Source organism: Oceanipulchritudo coccoides, assembly GCF_010500615.1.
In the GTDB taxonomy this organism is placed as follows: Bacteria; Verrucomicrobiota; Verrucomicrobiia; order Opitutales; family Oceanipulchritudinaceae; genus Oceanipulchritudo; species Oceanipulchritudo coccoides.
Genome location: NZ_JAAGNX010000001.1, coordinates 745,853 through 763,255, shown reverse-complemented (window position 1 = coordinate 763,255; position 17,403 = coordinate 745,853). Strand labels below are relative to the sequence as shown.

Here is a 17,403-nt window from a genome sequence, read left to right as displayed (position 1 = left end):
TCCTTTCCGGAAATCTTCCCTACTCTGCCGGTGGCACACTTTCCTCTACGGGCGCCTCATCAGCGCTTTCTTCGAGTTCTTGCTCCGCAGCGGCAGCCTCCGCCGCCTCAGCTGCCTCTTCCGCCTGTTTGGCGGCAATCAAATCGGAAATCATCCCAATCCAGGCTTCTGCCGCCTCGACTGGATAGGCCAGCTGCAGGTGGACATTGGCGTCTTCACGGAGCGCCTTTGCCGACTGGATAAGCGCCGCCAAATCCGGGTTGCCACTCTGGGTAATTGACATCAAGGCAATCATTCCCTGAAGGACGTCATGCACCTGGGTTGCGGTCTTGATACTATCCGTTCCGAGGGAGACGAATAACTGCAGGAGGTCACCAGATTCACCCAACTGAAGGGAAACCTGTTTGGTCAGCTGAAGAATCCTCGCCTGCGCGGGCAATTGCTGCAGGCCATTCAGTCCTTCAATGAAAGCACCGACATAGATTCCTGAATCCTCACCCAGTTTGTTTGTAGTAAAGCGCTCTTCCAACGAGAGGTGTGCTTGCTCTCCTCCTTCAACAGACAGGTAATTTTCCAGCGCAACCTGGGACTTACCAATCGCAATTCGCGAATCCTCAAGAAATATCCCTGAGAAATCTTCGCCTTTCAGCTTGAGAATCGAGTTGTCTCCAACCTGCACTCGCTCGATAGCCTCTGGTTTCTCCAGTTCCATTCCGGAGACAAGCCCGCGGAATACCTGCATCAATTCCTCTGTTCCTTCAAGAACGAGGACCCCGTCCACCGGGCCAGCGCCACTCTCAAAGTCAGGCATTGTGCCGAAAGCTGTCAGGCTGCGGATGCCATTGATGGCCAGAACCGGATTGATTGGGACTTCGGGCCCCATATTAGCCTCACTGATTGCAATCAGTTCCTCAATCAAGAGGGCTCCCGAGCGGGTCGCCCGGAGCTGGTCAGCATCGATATGGACAAGCCACTCGACATTTTCAGGGATCTGGTTCTCGTTCACGCCCCCTGCATAAAGTACCTCCGGCAAGGTCGGGGCAGCAATGGCAAGAAACCAGGCAATTTGGAATTTAATTTTCATATCACCCCTATATTCGGGCAAATCCGGCGGAAGGTTACAAAAAACTTTCAGAATCGAATATCGGCCAAAAGCATTTGACGCAGCCCTTCCGCCTGATTCATAGTATGGAATTCATTTTAAGCCCTCTGGGGTGTGCGAAGCGATTTCTGCAGCGCTCTTCCCTGATTCAACATCACCGGGAGTTCCAAAGTCCCGTGGCTGTCATGCCGTAAACCGGAAGACAAAAGCGGGAACAGGGGCACCCACCTATTCTTACAATAGGATAAGAGCTAGGATTTCCGTTCCGGCACCACCGGAGGGCTTTGTTTTTCCTCAGGAATCCACCAGCAGTGCACGGCCTTCAGCCGCACTTCGCGTCGCAAGGGCCAGTATTTCCATTGTCCGCCGGCTCCAATCAGGCGTTATGACCAATTCAGCCTTCCCGGACAGGGCGGCAGCTATGTTCAGATAGTACTTTTCGGTCTCCGCTGGACGATTCTTTCCCCGTTTGATCGTTTTTTCGTCACCACGAACTTGAACCAACTCAAACTCGTTCTGGGTCATGAAATATTTGCCGGCCGTGCCGGTAAACACGACCTCCCCCTTGGGTGGTTCCGAATCCAGATGGGTGATCCGCAAATTCAGCAAAGATCCATTGGCAAAGCGGACAATGGCCGTCAGTTCGTCCTGATTGGTATCCTTACCCCACTTAGTCTGCCAGACCCCTTCCTTTGAAAAGGCGCTCACCTCAACCACTTTGGAATTAATCACCTGAAGTGCATACTCAATGAGGTGCACGCCCCAGTCGTAATGAATCCCTCCCGAAATACTGCGACTGGATCGCCACCAGTCGCCGGGTTGGCTGAATCCACCCATATGCGCTTCCACCCGAAACACTTCACCAATTTCATCCTTGTTCCGGATACGATCGACTGCCTCCAGGATGCAGCCATCCCAGTGGCGATTGTGATAGACAGACAATAAAAGGTCTTTGGATTCTGCCACGGCAATCATCCGGTCACATTCTTCGAGCGTGATTGCCATGGGCTTCTCGCAGACCACGCTTGCCCCGGATTCAAGGCACTTCATGGAGAGTTCTGCGTGTGTATTGTGCGGCGTGATGATTGTTACAAGGTCCGGCTTTGCCTCCTTCAGCATACTGCCTATTGTCGTGAAAATCTGGATACCCGGAAAGTCGCTTTTGGCAACCTCCAGCCGCGATGCGTCTATTTCCACCACGGCGACTGGCTTCATGCCGGCGGCCTGCATCTGGTCGAGATGGACCTTGCCCATATTGAAGGCACCGCCGTATCCAATAACCGCACAACGGATATTACATTCCTTCTGGAAACCCTTCATGGAGGAAGAGCCTTGGTCAGGAGACCTAAATCTGTCGAGCCTGTTTTGCCATCAGGCAGGCGCTCTCAACCAGATCGATAAACCTGTCGGTCCAGAAGACCGGTTTGTGATCCTCGCAGTTGACCTTGCAATTCACTCGGGTGCCCCGGCAATAAACCCGCTCAAGATCCGGACTGCGGATTTCAAAACCCATGACTAACTTGGCGGCGCGAATCCTCTCCGGCCAAAGGACCACTGTGATGTCGCATACTCCCTCAATGGGAAAGAGGTATTCAACCTCCAGCTTGCGTACGACCAGGTACATGTCCGGAAAATTCCGCCAGTCAAAGCGGGGTGCTCCCAGAACCGCCTCCATCCAAGCCTGTTGGGCCCGCTCAATGAAGACGAAGTATCGGGGATGGTGCAGGATCATCTGACCGTCCAACTGATCGTAGTAGGTCTCTGTCTCAAAATAGAAATGTCCGGGAAGTCGGGCTGCCATAATACCTTTTAGATATTCGCTTAAGAAAGGAAGTCAACGAACCGGGGTCGATCATGCCTCTTCTGGCGTATTCCCCTCCAACCAGGCCTTGGCGTAGCAGTCCATCCCCTCCTCAATCGGAAAGTCTTCCGGACGGTAGCCTAGCTCTCGGCGCGCAGCCTCTATGGAAAACCAGTGGCTCTTGGCCAGCTCCACAGCCACGAAGCGCGTCATCGGCGGAACCGACTGGCGCTGGGCAAGCGCCCAAAGTCCTTCGCAGACGGCTCCGATCCGGTAGGCAGCGGAAAGGGATATCTTCTTTTGCAAAACGGGAACATCCACTTTGCGCAGAAGAGAATTGATCCACTCCCACAAGCGGACCGGCTCACCCTGGGAAATAAAATAGGGCCGGTTCACCGCGCTTGGCCTATCCAGAGCCTCGAGAGCGAGCAAATGTGCCGCGGCCACATTCTCTACCCGGCTGATATCAACCCGGTTATTTCCGTCACCAATGATACGAAGGCGCCCCGCCCTGCTTCGCTGGATGACTTTTGGAAGCAAATGGGGATCGCCAATCCCCCAGATCAAATGTGGCCTGAGAGCGATTACCTTGCCGTGGCCACTTCTCCCCCACTGCAAGGCATGTTCCTCTGCGAGTGCCTTGCTTTCCGCGTAATGACAGAGCCAATTGCGTCCGTACGGGAGCGATTCATCCGCACCCTCGAAGGCCTCCCCGTTAAAGACAACACTGGGCGTGCTGCAGTAGACCAGTTTCTGGATTCCCTGGGCCTGCATACAGTCACAGACGTTCCGGGTGCCCTCGTGGTTAATTTCAAAAAAATCCTTCCGTAAACCCCAGACCCCGGCTTTGGCGGCTGTGTGGACAACGGCATCACATCCCTGCAAGGCCCGGGTGAGGGACTCACGTTCCCCAAGGGAACCGCGAACCACTTCAACCCCGCGTGCCTCAAGCTCCGGATGAGCTCTGCGCTGAAAAGCCACTACCCTGTGACCTTTCAAGAGAAGGCCATCCACAATATAGCGACCCAGAAAGCCACCGCCGCCAGTCACAAGGATTTTCATTTTTCCTGAAAGCGTTTGCTGAGGGTGAGCCGGTGAATCTTTGCATTATGGCGCACATCCACCGGAAATGAGGAATAGAAAAATACTTTCTCAATAGGACGCGTCACCTCATGGTCCTTTGCGACCTTGAGAATATCCCACTCGCTGGGTTTCATCCCCTTCTCCGGCTCAATGACAATTGCCGGCACCTGGCAGGGTGCCTCGCCCAGTCCAATCAAGGCGGAACGACTGACACCGGGGATTGTGTTAAAAATGCCTTCGCATCGGTCCGTATACATCGGGCCTTCCCGTGTCATCACGCGTTCGGCAATGCGGCCGCAGAACCACAATTGTCCGGAGGCATCAAAATATCCCGCATCTCCCATGCGATGCCAAAGGCGCCCTTCCCCATCCCGTATCTTGGCCCGCGCGGTGGCCTCAGGAAGGCCGTCATAAGACTTGGTCACGCTGGGACCGGTGGCGATAATCTCGCCGATTTCGCCTGCAGGGAGCAGTTCCGCCTTCTCAAGCGTGGCAATTACCGAATCCGTGATACGGATTATTTGTATTTGTACTTCCGATACAGGTTTTCCGACGCAGGTGCCTGCCCCTGATTGAACCGACTGCTTCGCTTCACGCAAAATGGTCTCCCCGTCGACCGCACTGACCGGAAGACACTCCGTGGCACCGTAGGGCGACCAGATCCGGGCGTTTGGAAAATGTGGTTGAAGGCGGCGCACAAGCTGCGGCGGGACCGGAGCACCGGCCATAAGGATTCGCCGCATACCGGGAAAGGTCTGACCTGTCGTCGCCGCGTAAGCCGCGATTTTCTTCCACAACACCGGGGAGCCAAAGCTGTTGGTCACACCACACTGGTTGATTGCCTGAAGAATTTTGGCAGGTTCGACTGTGGCTGGCTTTCCGGGGTTCAACTCCGGGACAACCGTCGTCATTCCCAGAGCCGGATTAAAAAGGGCGAACACTGGCAGCATGGGCAGGTCCACCTCGCCAGGCTCAATGGAGAAGGTATCACGGATCAGCCGGACCTGCGCATCAAATTGACCGTGTCCGTAGCATACGCCTTTTGGAGCACCGGTTGAACCGGAGGTAAAGAGGATCGCGGCCAGCTCGTCGGGGCGGGTCTCCTTGATCGGATAATCCTCAGCCGAAAAGGATTCATACCACTTCTTGAATCCGCGTCCCACCACGATGCGGTGTTCCACCGAATGGAATTTGCGGTAAAAGAGGCGGCTGATCCATTGTGCCAGGGGAACCCCCAGGATTGCCGCCGGGCGTGTTCTCTCGACACAACTGAGAAAGGACTTCAGCCCCATTCCCGGATCGATCACCACTGGGACTGCACCCACTTTAAAAAGGGCGAAACAGCAACGGATGAGATCACTACCGGGTTTCACCATCAGGAGTACCCGCTGGCCCGGTCCGATACCGCTTGCGCGCAGCCCATGAGCGACTTTGCCGGATTGCACCTGCAACTCCGCAAAGCTCAACGACTCGTAGCGAATCTGTCCGCCTTGAATGCGACCATTGGGCGCCATCACGGCACAGCCTTCGGGTTGCTCACGGGCCCGCTGAAGCAGAAAGCGCGCAACATTGGCCGAGGAATCACCGCTCATCGGATTGCCTCGTACAATCGTTTGTCACATTCAATAGCACGGGCGAGGCAATCTTCCGGATTGTCACCCAGAAATGTGATGTGCCCCATCTTGCGACCCGGACGGGGTTCCCCCTTATCGTACAAATGCAGCTTTGCCTGCGGATCCTCGAGAATTCCTGCCCAGTCGGGCGGACCGTTCTTCCAGACATCACCCAGAACATTGAGCATGCAGGCAGGCGTGTGCTGCTGCGCGGATCCCGGGGCAAGGCCACAGACCAGCCGGATATGCTGTTCAAACTGGCTCGTCATGTGGGAATCAAACGTCAGGTGGCCCGAATTATGCGGGCGCGGGGCCATCTCGTTGACCACCCAGCCGTTGCCAGTCAGGAAAAGCTCCACGGCGACCAGCCCGACAAGGTCGAGGCCATCAGCAATGCTCAAGGCAAGCTCCTGCGCCTGCTTCTCGAGGACAGCACTCACACCAGCCGGGCTGACAGATGTGAAAAGGATATGATTGCGATGGGTGTTATGAATTAATGGATACACACAGGACTGCCCTTCTGCGTTTCGACCGCAGATTACAGAATACTCGCCGCTGAATTCCACCCATCCTTCAAGGACTGCCGCGTGGCCTTCGTAGGCAGACCAGACCTGTGCAAGATCCATCCCCGGATCAATCCGGACCTGTCCCTTCCCGTCGTATCCAAAATCCGCTGTCTTCAGGACTGCGGGCAATCCGATTCTTCCAATTGCCTCCTCAAGTTCAGGCAGGCTCCTGACAATCGCAAAGGGCGCGCAGGGAATCTTGTTATCCTTCAGAAACTGCTTTTCGCGCCCGCGATTCTGGCACACTTCAAGGGCCAGTCGCCCCGGAAACACCTCCACCGATTCAGCGAGTATCTCCAGTGAGCGGGCAGGGATATTCTCAAACTCAAGGGTTGCCCGGTCAACTTGTCCTGCAAAGGCCCGGAGGCCATCCGGGTCATCATAGGCCGCCTCCACCTGTTGGTCGGCAACCATTCCGGCGGCACTGTGGGAACTGGGCTCAAGGACTATGAAACGGTATCCAAGTTTGCGCCCGGCAAGGATCGACATCCTGCCGAGCTGCCCGCCGCCAAGCATGCCGATGGTTGATCCTGGCAAAAGGGTCTTCATGCCTCAGGCAACTCCATGGCCTCCACCTTCGCCCGAAGGCCTTCCCGGTAAGCTATGAGACGGTCGCGTAGGCCTTCATCTTCAAGGGCAAGAATTGCCGCGGCACTGAGCGCGGCATTTTTAGCCCCGGCCTCCCCGATTGCCAGAGTTGGAACCGGAATTCCTGCCGGCATTTGGACAATTGAAAGAAGCGAATCCATCCCACTGAGGGCACGACTGCGGACCGGGACCCCAAGGACCGGAAGGTGCGTCATCGAGGCAGTCATTCCGGGCAAGTGGGCCGCCCCACCGGCCCCGGCGATAATCACCTTCAAGCCGCGGTCGGCCGCTGTGCGCGCATATTCCACCATCTTCTCAGGTGTCCGGTGGGCGCTCACGATGTTCTTCTCATAGGAAACGCCCAGATCATCGAGAAGGGCCGCCGCCTCCTGCATGGTTTCCCAATCGGAAATACTTCCCATAATGATTCCCACCCGTGCCGATTCATTATCCTTCATACCTCCAGAACTAAGCGCAGCCTTTCAGGATGGGCAATCCCTTTTGCGCTACCGGATCAGCTAATCGCCAGAAGGATGACCCCGACCACACTCACAAGGGCACCAGCAACGGCCCGCCCACTGGGACGATCTCCTTCAAGGAACCATGCCATCGGCATGACAACCAGCGGGGTCATGGCAATGATCGGCTGGACAATGGCACTGGGTGTCGTGGCTAGTGCCCATTGAAAGCAGATAATCCCGAAAATCGGGCCTGCGGAGGCATTGAGAAAAACGTAGCTCAGCTTGCTCTGGAGGGGCGCCTTTCCATGCTCGCCCCTCGGAAATGTACGCCAGGATCGGATGATCAAACTCATCAGGTAAAAAAGCAGAATGACCAAAGCGCCTCCAATCAGGCGCTGATATCCCGTAGTGGCCCCCATCCAAAGGCTTTCGGAAATGCTCTGGGTCTCTGTCCATGATCCAGCGAGACGAGCCGATTCATAAGCCTTCCGACTGAGGACAGCGCCAAACCCCTGCCCCACAGCAGCCAGCAATCCAAAAGCAATTCCGGCAATGAAGGTCGGCAAATCAGCGGAAGGAATGTTCTTTGGCGCGAGGGCGACAACGATTCCGCACAGGATGATGCCAATCGCCAGAATCTGCGTCAGACCGATTGTCGTGCCCATCCAGGCCCATTCGGTAAGCCCCGCAATCGGGGCGGCTGCACACTGGGCCATAAGCAGGGTCAGCCGCGATCCAATTCGCGGCAAGGCATAGAAAACCCCGATATCCCCAAATCCAAACCCAATGACCCCACTCAGGAAAAAATAGACAAACCCTCCACCCCCAAGGCCCTTGCCGAGAAAATGGGCCATCAGCCCGAGGGCGAATACCGCGACAAGGATTCGTGCCAGATTGGCAAGATTTTCACCCAGCTGGGCAACGGAGCGACGAGCCGCGATGACGCAATAGCTCCAAAGGATAGTTGTGATGAAGGCTGGAACCATGAGCTACCTCAGTCCTCCAGGTAAGTCCAGGGAAGCTCATCAAGAGCCTCTTCACGACCGGTTGCCAAGGCCGTCCAGACTTTCTCCGCGGCATCCAAACTGCAATCGGCAATGAGGCGGGTGATTTCCCCGTCTTCCTCCTGGAAAAGAACGCCTCCCGTACGGTAGCCGATGACTATGCCAACATCCGTGGTTAGATACACTTCCGGATAGTCCGCATCCGGATCCTGAAGCACCGACTCCAAAATGTGACGACGATCCTCCCGCTCGGGATTGATCAAGGTGAGACCATTCAGGTCTGTGGTGAAAAACTCCATCCCATCAATCCTTCACCTTGGCCCTCTGGCTTTCCCACCGGGCAAACAAAGACAGGGGAAGCGCGTGCCGCGATTCTGAACAGGAAAGCGCAAGTTCTCCAAATTCGAGGGATCCACCCGGGAAAAAATCTTCCATCAGCCCCTTGAGCATGAGTGACGAGGCCTCAAGGTTGTACATTGTCAGGACGACTATTCCACCTTTTGGGGACAGGATTGTCCGGATGTTTTTCAACAATGAGCAAATCTGCTGGTCGACTTTCCAGATTTCCCCCTTGGGGCCACGGCCAAAGCTCGGTGGATCCAGAAGAATAACATCGTATTCACGCTCCCGCCGCACTTCCCTCGCCACGAATTTGAAGGCATCATCAAGAATCCACCGCACCGGGGCATCTTTCAAACCGCTCAGCGCCTGGTTGTGACGCGCCCAGTTGATCGACGGCTTGGAGGCGTCCACATGGGTGACTTCGGCCCCGGCAGCTGCACTCACCAGGGTGGCCGCACCGGTGTAGCCAAACAAGTTCAGCACGCGGGGTCGGTTGCGCCGGCCAAGGCGCTCCTTGAGCCAGCGCCAATGCGGTTCCTGCTCCGGAAAGACCCCGACGTGCTTTGACATATCCGTCAGGCGGGCCTCGAAAACAAGCTCATCGTATTTCATCTGCCAGGAGCGCACGGGCCGACCTCGCAGCTGCCACTTACTTCCAGCATCGGAAATTTCAGCATCGGCCTTGTGCCATTCGGCAAGTTTTCCGTTTTCACTCCACCACGCCTTGGGCTCGGAACGGATCAGGATATGATCACCAAACCGCTCAAGTTTGCGGCGACTGCCACAGTCAAGGAGCGAAAATGCATCCCACTGGGAATACAACACCGATGGGTTCGCTGCCATACACGGAATCCCGCAGGCCCCTTACCTGACCTGCCGGGCAGATAGGATGATCACCGGCTCCAAGGGGACATTTTTCAATCCGCTCACAGTTCCCGTGTCCTCAAGGGCAATCGCGTCCACCACGGACATGCCCTCGTACACCCGGCCGAAAACGGCATATCCGCTGGTCACGCCATCACCGTTGAAGCCCGAATTGTTCACCAGGTTAACGTAAAACTGGGAGTTTGCGCTGTTCATATCACGTGTCCGGGCCGCGCCGATTGTGCCACGGTTGTTGCGAAGGCCATTTCCTGCCTCATTGATGATCGTGGGCAAAGTCTCTTTTCGCTCCATGTCCTCAGTAAAACCGCCTCCCTGGATGACCATTCCCGGCTCAACACGGTGGAATATCGTGCCTTCGTAGAACCCGTTATTCACGTACTCCAGAAAATTGGCGACCGAAACCGGAGCTTCCTGGTCGAACAATTCAATGACAATGCGGCCCTTGTTCGTCTCCAGCTCAACAAGCGGTCGGGAATCAGATACCTTTTGCATCTCCTCGGAATCGCTGGTCTGCCAGACCTTCGTGTCGCCGGGATAGTACAATTCAAGCTCATTCTTGCCCCGGCAGCCGGTCAAACCGACAACGAGAAGCAGGACGGAAAATATGGATAGGCTTTGCCTCATGGTGGACATTATTCCTGCCACTCTGAGGATTTCAAGCGCTGAAACGCATCAATGAAGCCTTCCTGCTAATTGGTGGATCCAGATTCCGGGCAATTGAGTGGAATACTGACCGTGAAACAGGATCCGGAACCGGGCTTGCTCTCGACAGAAATAGTCCCGCTCATGAGCTCCACCAACTTCTGGCAAATCGCCAGACCCAGTCCTGTCCCGTCCGAATCAGCGACTCCTTCAAGACCCAGCCGATTAAAGGGTTCAAAGAGCGTATGAAGATGATGTGACTCAATGCCGATACCTGTATCCTTGAGTCTCAGGACAAGGTTCCCCTTGCACCCTGCAAGAGGCTCAAAACTCACGCACAGGACGATTGATCCCGCCGGGGTATACTTAATCGCGTTGTGCAGAAGATTATTCAGGACCTGCCCGATCCGGATGGAATCACCCAGCAATGTTTGAGGGACAGAAGCTTCCACTGTCGATCCCAGTTCGAGGCCTCCCTGTTTCACCGATGTCCTGGCCAGCTCAAGACAGTGATTGATCAATTCCCGAACGACAAATGGCTTTTCCTCGATCTCCAGATTGCCCGACTCGATCCGTCCGAGGTCCAGCAGGTCATTCATCAGGACCAGAAGGTTCTGACTACAGGTTTGAATTGTCGCCAGGTATTGACGCTGGACAGGATCTGTGAGCAATTCGTCAAGCAAGCTGGCCATCCCGACCAAGCCGCTCATGGGTGTCTTTAATTCATGGCTGACATTCGCCAGAAACTGGCTTTTCAGGAGATTCGAAGCCTCGGCCGCTTGTTCGGCCAGGAGGGCCTTCTCCACGCTATCTGATAATTGGCGGTTCACATGCCTTTGGGTCCTGATTTTAATGGAGAAAAGAAGGGTGATGATCACAAGAATCGATAGCGTCAAAAGTATGTAGTAGAAAATCGATACCTCCCATGATTGGGAAACCGCGAAGAGGCGTGCCGGATTTCCCCTTCGGAATTCAGTCTGCCTGAAATCGAATTCCGTCATAAATTGTGCAAGATGCCGACGGCTCAACCTGAGTTTTTCCAGACTCTCCTCTTCCCTTCCCTCACGACGAAGAAGCTCTGCCGTGGCCGACAAGCCTTCGGAACAATAGAGTAGATGCGACTCATCGTGACTGAAGCCCTCAAGCTGTTCGAGAAACACAGTGGGCACATCAACAATCCGGTTTTCAAAAAAGGTATGGACAACCCGGATCAGCATTTCCGGAAACCGGCTTGATTTGCCTGCCAATTGATACTGTTGCTGAGCCCTATCAAGAAGTGCACTGACAGCGGCATCCGGCAAGTTGTAGTGCTGAATGACAGCCTCAAGGAAAATGGCATCCCCCTTCAGAATTAATGACAAACTGTCGCCCAGCCAATTCCTGGCCTGCTCGAGTTGCTCCTCGGCAAGGCTGGGCCTGTCTTCGGCAATGCTGCTCCAAGCCTGTTGAATTAAATACCACCCGACAAGATCAGGGTCCAAGCCAGAAGTCATCTGGTTGGAAACATCCAGCAGGGCAGAATCCATCTCCAGTTCATCACCCATCCGCAGAAATAATTCTGCTTGAATTAACCCGTATTCGACTGGATGCATCCATCGCTCAAAACCGGCCAGGCGCTTAATCTCTGCAAGTTGGTAAAGGGACTTGTGAAAGAACAAAGCCGACTCACTTAGTCTGGAAATTTGTTTGATTATTCTAAAACGGATCCACTCGGGTGTTTTCCCGTTGGCACCCTTGAGAGCTTCACTGGAATGATAAAAACCCAGACGAAGCTCGCCATGCCGGTGGCAGAGATCAGCGATTGCCAGACGAACAAGAGGCACAAGCTCAAACGAGCTTTCGGATTCTTGAGCTGGATTAAGCAGCTTGATCAAGTCCTGTCGTACTGGGGCAAGCCCCCGCTGAATCATATTCGACGGGGCAAGAGCCGTCAAAAGGTAAGCTTGATTACGAATACTATCGTTTTCTTCAGCGAATTCCCTCGCTGGCGCGGCGCTTTCAAGGGCAAGCGCAGGATTCAAATCATTCAGGTGATAAAGCTCTTGGATCAGGTCATCAAAGTCAGCCTGAGTGAAGAAATCCCTTCCAGCACAAACCGAAACAAGGGCACACTGGAGGAGGAAAAAAACAAGTTTCGTTGAACCATTCATGGCAAGCTGACCTGACCGATCAAAATGCGCATGAAACCCACATAGGCAATCCCCAAGGCGCCTCAGTCAATAATTTGAAACGGGGCATTCAAGATGCCGGAATCTGGGTTGGCTTTACTTGCCAGTCTTCAGGACGTCCCCGATATTCATCAACGGAAGCGGTTGCGGGCTGTCCCCGTTAAGGAAGTAAATCTTGCTGCTGGGATTCTTGGAAATCTCCTTGAGGGCATCCATTGCCCGCAACTGAAGATATGCTGGATTCTCGGCAATAGCCTCATTCAACTGGCGAATCTCGTAGGCCTGCGCATCGGCGAGGACCTTTACCTTCTCGGCCTGCTGTTCGGCAGCCTCACGTTCAGCGGTTGCCTGGGCAATTTTCTGCTGTTGCTCAGTCCTGTAACGCTCCAGCTCAGCCTTTTGCTTTTCGACTTCCTGTTCACGCTCCTTTTTGGCCTCGATGGCGCGCATGATGAACGGGGGCAGGTCAATACTGCGGATCAGGACCCGGTCAATATTGAGGCCCTTGGGTTCCAGATCGGCCCGGAGAGACGTGCTCAGGTAATCCTGCAGGAAGGCCTGCGTTTCCTCGAGGAAGAAATCCTCAGCCCGGGGAATGGTCTTGCCAGCCTCGCGCAAAATCGACCTCAAGGCCGGACTCAGCTGCTTTTCGACAATCCGCTCCTTGGAACCAAATTGCTGATAGGTGGTCGAGACAAGCGATTCATTGATGCTGAACCGAACACTGACATCGATGGTTGTCTGAAGCTGATCCTGACTTGGCACCTTGGCCTGCTCTGTGATCGTGTCTTCACGGATATCGTAAAGAAACCATTCGTAGAGGGGATTCACCGGGAAATGCAGTCCCGATCCATAGTCCTGATCAACGACTTCGCCAAACAGGGTGGCAACGCCCGCGTGTCCGGCGGGGATGGTCTTCACGAAGCGTGTGCCAAACATGACGACCAGAAATACTAGAATGATCCCTACAATGAGGGTGATGTTACTTTTGCTCATAAATATAATAATTGGGTGTTTTTACTGATCCTTTTCAGGAATACCTTCACTGATAACACCGGAAATGTGCTGGGGCAAGTGCGGACGCGGTAAATCCAATTCTCCACCGCTGCGCAAATCGCGGATTTTGACGCGATCCTGTTCGCGCTCTTCGCTCCCATAGATGAGGGCGAAAGCCGCCCCACTCTGCCCAGCCTGCTTGAATTGCTTGCCAAATCCAACTTGCTTGAGCGGATACGACACCCGGTAACCCATGGATCGCAAAATAGCCGCGTCTTCCAGCGCCAACTGGCGTTCCTCGGGACCACCGATAATACATTGAAAATCCGGAGCATTGACCAATGGTGGCATCAGGCCTTTTTCTGCAAGGGCATCCCCAAGGACCACATCGCCCATGCCGAACCCAACCGCAGGGACGGCTGGGTAGCCAAGCAGGGCAACAAGGTGATCATATCGACCGCCCCCGGCAAGGGCACGCCCAGTGGAATGGCCATCCTCATCCAAAAGGAACACCTCAAAGACAAAACCGGTATAGTAAGCGAGTCCCCGGACGATCCCAAGGTCAATCTGAAGATACTCGGAGACCCCAAGTGCTTCGAGGGAAGCCAGCAGATCACGCCACTGGGTCAGACGGTCAACAGCCAGCTGCTTGATCTCAGCAGTGGGCGCAAGCCGCTCCATGGCCGACTGTAATCCCTCAATATCACGCTGGGAGCGCAACAATTCAACCGATGAGAGAAAGTCATCCACGGCATCGTTAAAAAAAGGCGTCAGCTGGGTAACGAGATCCTCCTTGGAGAGACGCTCCATTTTATCGATAACGGCGAGCACTTCCAATGCCCGGTCACCTTCAAATCCCAAGCCCTGCAGGAAGATTGACCACAAGGTACGGTCGCTCAGCCGTAATTTAAGATCGGTCGGCTTGAACCCAAACCCGCTCAGAACACTGATGACGAGGGCGATAATCTCCGCGTCGGCCTGCGGACCCGGCTCACCGAAGATATCCCCGTTAAACTGGTAATGCGATCTCAGGCGGCCTTTCTGCTTTCGCTCGTAGCGGAAATTTTCGGCGATATTAAACCATTTCACCGGTCGTTGCAGGCTGTTGATCCGGCTGCCCACCATGCGCGCGAGCGATGGAGTCAACTCAGGACGCAGGGCAACTGCACGGCCCCCTTGATCTTCAAAATGGAAAAGCTGTCCGACAATTTCCTCCCCGCTTTTCTGCGTGAAGAGCTCAAGCGGTTCGAGTGTCGGGATATCATACTCAAGAAAATCGAAGCGCTTCGCCCAATCCTTCCAACGCTGGAAGATAAAATTTCTCCTGGTGCAATTTTCAGGATAAAAATCCCTGAATCCGGGTAGGACCTCAAACATCGCTTGGGCGGCCGAAGCCGGGTTAGTCCACTTGGGTCAAATCCAGATCCTTCAAATTCGCCTTCAGTTCCTTACCCGCTTTGAATTTGATGACGGCGCGCTCAGGAATGATGACATCCTTTTCCGGCTTATTCGGATTACGCCCAATACGGGATTTGCGAACCTGTACCTCGAATACACCAAAATTCCGCAATTCGACATTCTTACCGTTGGAAAGGGCCTTGGAAATTTCGTCGAGGGTCTTCTGGACAATCTCTCGAATCGCCTTCTGCGAGACTTCCGGGTACTCACGCTTGACCTCATTGTGAATACTCAGGACGATATCTCTCTTTGTCAGGTTTGCAGACATTTGATTTCAGGTTATACTTTGGACAATTCGATTAACTATGAGCAATTGCTTAATGATCAGGCACATGCTGTCAAGAAAGCCAGAATAAAACATCAATTTATGAGTAAGGACAAGACACCTTTGGAAGAATTGCAGGAGAAGCTACAGGACGCTTTGAAGAGTGGCAACGTGCAATTTGCCGGCCCCTTCCCTGGAAACCAGCCCGGACCAGGCGCGGCCCAAACCGAGGAAGTCCAGGAACCGGACAAGGAGGCTGAGGAAACCCTTGAAAGGATTCGCAACTTCAGTTTCAAGCCACGGGAGATCCGGGATTACCTCGACCGCTTTGTCATTCAGCAGCAGGAAGCCAAGAAAGTCCTGTCGGTGGCCATTTGTGACCATTACAACCATGTTCGCCAGTGCATCGACAACCCCAAATTGACCGAACGGGACTACCACAAGCAGAATATTCTCCTGCTCGGGCCAACAGGGGTCGGCAAAACCTTTATCATGCGGCACATCTCGAAGCTGATCGGGGTGCCATTTGTGAAGGCCGACGCGACAAAGTTCTCAGAAACCGGCTATGTCGGGTCGGATGTCGAGGACCTCGTACGAGACCTTTACAAGATGTCTGGCAACAATACCGAGCTCGCCCAATACGGGATTATCTACATTGACGAAATCGACAAGATTGCCGCGGCTTCAAACGTTGCCGGTGGAAAGGATGTCTCCGGCCGCGGCGTGCAGATCAATCTCCTCAAGCTGATGGAGGACACCGACGTTAATCTTTTCAGCCCGACCGACATGATGGGCCAGATGAGTGCCATGATGGAAGCCAGCCGCGGGGGAAAGCCCCGCAAGCGCTCCATCAACACGGGACATATCCTGTTCATCGTCAGCGGGGCCTTCGACAAGCTGGCTGAGTCGGTCAAGAAGCGGCTGGAAGCAACCTCCATCGGCTTCGGCAACACCCAGGCGGTGGTTGACCGCGATCCCAGCGAGTATCTCCATCGTGTCGAGACCTCCGACTTGATCAAGTACGGGTTCGAACCTGAATTCGTGGGCCGGTTGCCGGTCCGCGTGGCCTGTGATCCCTTGTCTGCCAGCGACCTTTGTGAAATTCTCATGAGCGCCGAGGACAACCTCTTGAAGCAGTATGAGCAGGACTTCAAGGGATACGGAATCGATTTCAAAATGACCACTGAGGCGGTTGAGGAAATTGCCGGACGGGCCCACAAGGAAAAGACCGGTGCCCGCGGGCTGATGACGGTTTTTGAGCGGGTTTTCCGCTACTTCAAATTCGAGTTACCCTCGGCAGGGACCAAATCCTTCGAAGTCACCCAGGAGACCGTGGCCAATCCCCACGAATCATTGAAGGATCTCCTCAAGGCGAACAGCCACATGCGTCGCAACGTGCTCGCCGAGGAAATTGAGTCGTTCTCCGAGCGGTTCCAGAAGGAGACAGGCCTGACCGTCAGCTTCAGTGAGGAGGCCCGGAACCGCTTGATCGATATTGCGGTGGATCGTGACAAAACGATTCGAGCAGTCTGCGAGGAGCGCTTCAAGGACCTTGAATACGGGCTTAAAATCATTTCCCGTAACCTTGAGGAAACGAAATTTGAGATCACCGGTGCAATGGTCGAAAACCCGGACAGCGAGCTATCGAAAATGGTCGTGGACAGTTTCCAGAACAAGAAACCCGAGGAATCTTCCGATGCCTGAGGGGAAAGCGGTCCAATCGATGTTTTCCGGAATTTCCGGTCGCTATGATTCCGCCAATCATATCCTGAGCGGTGGAATTGACTGGTACTGGCGCTACAGGTTGGTGAATGCTGTCCGCCGTCACAACCCTTCGGCGGTCGCGGACCTTGCCACGGGCAGCGGCGATGTGGCATTTGCCCTGCGGAAGAAGCTCCCGGCGGATTGCCCGATTCATGCGCTTGATTTTTGTGAACCAATGCTCGATGTGGCGCGGCAGAAGCAGGCCGCAAAGCCTCTTCCGGGAGAGCTCAGTTTTGCCTTTGGCGACTGCCTGAATCTCCCGCTTCCCGATAACAGCGTTGAGGCAGTGACAATCTCCTTCGGCTTGCGAAACCTTGAGGACCGGCACAAGGGACTGCTCGAAATGCATCGCATTCTCAAACCGGAGAGTGGTGCCCTCTTCGTCCTCGAATTCACGCAACCAGATCCGTGGTTGAAACCTTTCTACCGGTTCTACCTGCAGAGGATCCTGCCATCCGTTGCCAAGTGGGCTACCGGTAACCGGGATGCCTACGAGTACCTCGTCGGCAGCATCAACCAGTTCCCCAGAAAGTCCGCCCTTGCAGAGGAAATTCGCGCAGCTGGCTTCAAAACCGTCACTGCCACCGGCCTTACAGGCTCAATTGTCGCCTTGCATAAGGCGATTGCGTCGTAACGAGCGCATTTACCCCGCGAATTTGCGACAT

General features: G+C 54.6%; 17 protein-coding genes and 1 other RNA gene. 3 read left to right on the top strand and 15 right to left on the bottom strand.

Annotated elements, in window-relative coordinates; all coding sequences use genetic code 11:
- Positions 1-19: 19 nt before the first annotated feature.
- On the bottom strand, positions 20-1,084 hold the full coding sequence (locus tag G0Q06_RS03060; RefSeq protein WP_163962344.1) for a hypothetical protein: 1,065 nt from the start codon (positions 1,082-1,084) through the stop codon (positions 20-22).
- Between the two features lie 119 nt (positions 1,085-1,203).
- Here G0Q06_RS03060 and ssrS point away from each other — a divergent pair.
- A non-coding RNA gene (gene ssrS / locus G0Q06_RS03055) (6S RNA) lies at positions 1,204-1,387 on the top strand.
- 9 nt (positions 1,388-1,396) lie between these two features.
- Here ssrS and G0Q06_RS03050 read toward each other — a convergent pair.
- From G0Q06_RS03050 to G0Q06_RS02985, 14 genes are all read right to left on the bottom strand, one after another.
- Positions 1,397-2,422: a Gfo/Idh/MocA family protein gene (locus G0Q06_RS03050; protein WP_163962342.1), complete on the bottom strand. Its 1,026-nt coding sequence runs from the start codon at positions 2,420-2,422 to the stop codon at positions 1,397-1,399.
- A gap of 25 nt (positions 2,423-2,447) precedes the next feature.
- Positions 2,448-2,903: an acyl-CoA thioesterase gene (locus G0Q06_RS03045; RefSeq protein ID WP_163962340.1), complete on the bottom strand. Its 456-nt coding sequence runs from the start codon at positions 2,901-2,903 to the stop codon at positions 2,448-2,450.
- Between the two features lie 51 nt (positions 2,904-2,954).
- Entirely contained in the window at positions 2,955-3,965 is a 1,011-nt protein-coding gene (locus G0Q06_RS03040; protein ID WP_163962339.1) for an NAD-dependent epimerase/dehydratase family protein, read from the bottom strand.
- Entirely contained in the window at positions 3,962-5,578 is a 1,617-nt protein-coding gene (locus tag G0Q06_RS03035) for a fatty acid CoA ligase family protein (protein WP_163962337.1), read from the bottom strand. Before G0Q06_RS03035 ends, G0Q06_RS03040 begins: the two co-directional genes overlap by 4 nt.
- Positions 5,575-6,714, bottom strand: coding sequence for a 5-(carboxyamino)imidazole ribonucleotide synthase (locus G0Q06_RS03030; RefSeq protein ID WP_163962335.1), 1,140 nt, complete (start codon positions 6,712-6,714; stop codon positions 5,575-5,577). Before G0Q06_RS03030 ends, G0Q06_RS03035 begins: the two co-directional genes overlap by 4 nt.
- Positions 6,711-7,211, bottom strand: a complete 501-nt coding sequence (gene purE, locus G0Q06_RS03025; RefSeq protein ID WP_163962333.1) for a 5-(carboxyamino)imidazole ribonucleotide mutase — start codon at positions 7,209-7,211, stop codon at positions 6,711-6,713. Before purE ends, G0Q06_RS03030 begins: the two co-directional genes overlap by 4 nt.
- Before the next feature lie 56 nt (positions 7,212-7,267).
- Positions 7,268-8,200 (bottom strand): DMT family transporter, encoded by a 933-nt coding sequence (locus tag G0Q06_RS03020; RefSeq protein WP_163962331.1) that lies wholly within the window; start codon positions 8,198-8,200, stop codon positions 7,268-7,270.
- A gap of 8 nt (positions 8,201-8,208) precedes the next feature.
- A complete protein-coding gene (locus G0Q06_RS03015; protein WP_163962322.1) occupies positions 8,209-8,517 on the bottom strand; it encodes a hypothetical protein in 309 nt (102 codons plus the stop codon).
- Positions 8,518-8,521: 4 nt separating this feature from the next.
- On the bottom strand, positions 8,522-9,403 hold the full coding sequence (locus G0Q06_RS03010; RefSeq protein ID WP_163962318.1) for a class I SAM-dependent methyltransferase: 882 nt from the start codon (positions 9,401-9,403) through the stop codon (positions 8,522-8,524).
- Positions 9,404-9,424: 21 nt separating this feature from the next.
- The gene (locus G0Q06_RS03005) at positions 9,425-10,069 is read right to left on the bottom strand and encodes a peptidylprolyl isomerase (protein ID WP_238710232.1); all 645 of its coding nucleotides are present in this window, start codon (positions 10,067-10,069) and stop codon (positions 9,425-9,427) included.
- Between the two features lie 65 nt (positions 10,070-10,134).
- Positions 10,135-12,237 carry a sensor histidine kinase gene (locus G0Q06_RS03000; protein ID WP_163962316.1) on the bottom strand — a complete coding sequence of 701 codons (2,103 nt, stop codon included), beginning with the start codon at positions 12,235-12,237 and terminating at the stop codon, positions 10,135-10,137.
- Positions 12,238-12,351: 114 nt separating this feature from the next.
- Positions 12,352-13,251, bottom strand: coding sequence for an SPFH domain-containing protein (locus G0Q06_RS02995; protein WP_163962314.1), 900 nt, complete (start codon positions 13,249-13,251; stop codon positions 12,352-12,354).
- 21 nt (positions 13,252-13,272) lie between these two features.
- A complete protein-coding gene (hisS, locus tag G0Q06_RS02990; protein WP_163962312.1) occupies positions 13,273-14,628 on the bottom strand; it encodes a histidine--tRNA ligase in 1,356 nt (451 codons plus the stop codon).
- A 22-nt stretch (positions 14,629-14,650) separates the two neighbouring features.
- Positions 14,651-14,977 (bottom strand): HU family DNA-binding protein, encoded by a 327-nt coding sequence (locus tag G0Q06_RS02985; RefSeq protein WP_163962310.1) that lies wholly within the window; start codon positions 14,975-14,977, stop codon positions 14,651-14,653.
- A 99-nt stretch (positions 14,978-15,076) separates the two neighbouring features.
- Here G0Q06_RS02985 and G0Q06_RS02980 point away from each other — a divergent pair, with 99 nt between their 5' ends.
- Positions 15,077-16,678, top strand: coding sequence for an AAA family ATPase (locus tag G0Q06_RS02980; protein ID WP_163962308.1), 1,602 nt, complete (start codon positions 15,077-15,079; stop codon positions 16,676-16,678).
- A complete protein-coding gene (ubiE, locus tag G0Q06_RS02975; RefSeq protein WP_163962307.1) occupies positions 16,671-17,372 on the top strand; it encodes a bifunctional demethylmenaquinone methyltransferase/2-methoxy-6-polyprenyl-1,4-benzoquinol methylase UbiE in 702 nt (233 codons plus the stop codon). Before G0Q06_RS02980 ends, ubiE begins: the two co-directional genes overlap by 8 nt.
- Positions 17,373-17,403: the final 31 nt, after the last annotated feature.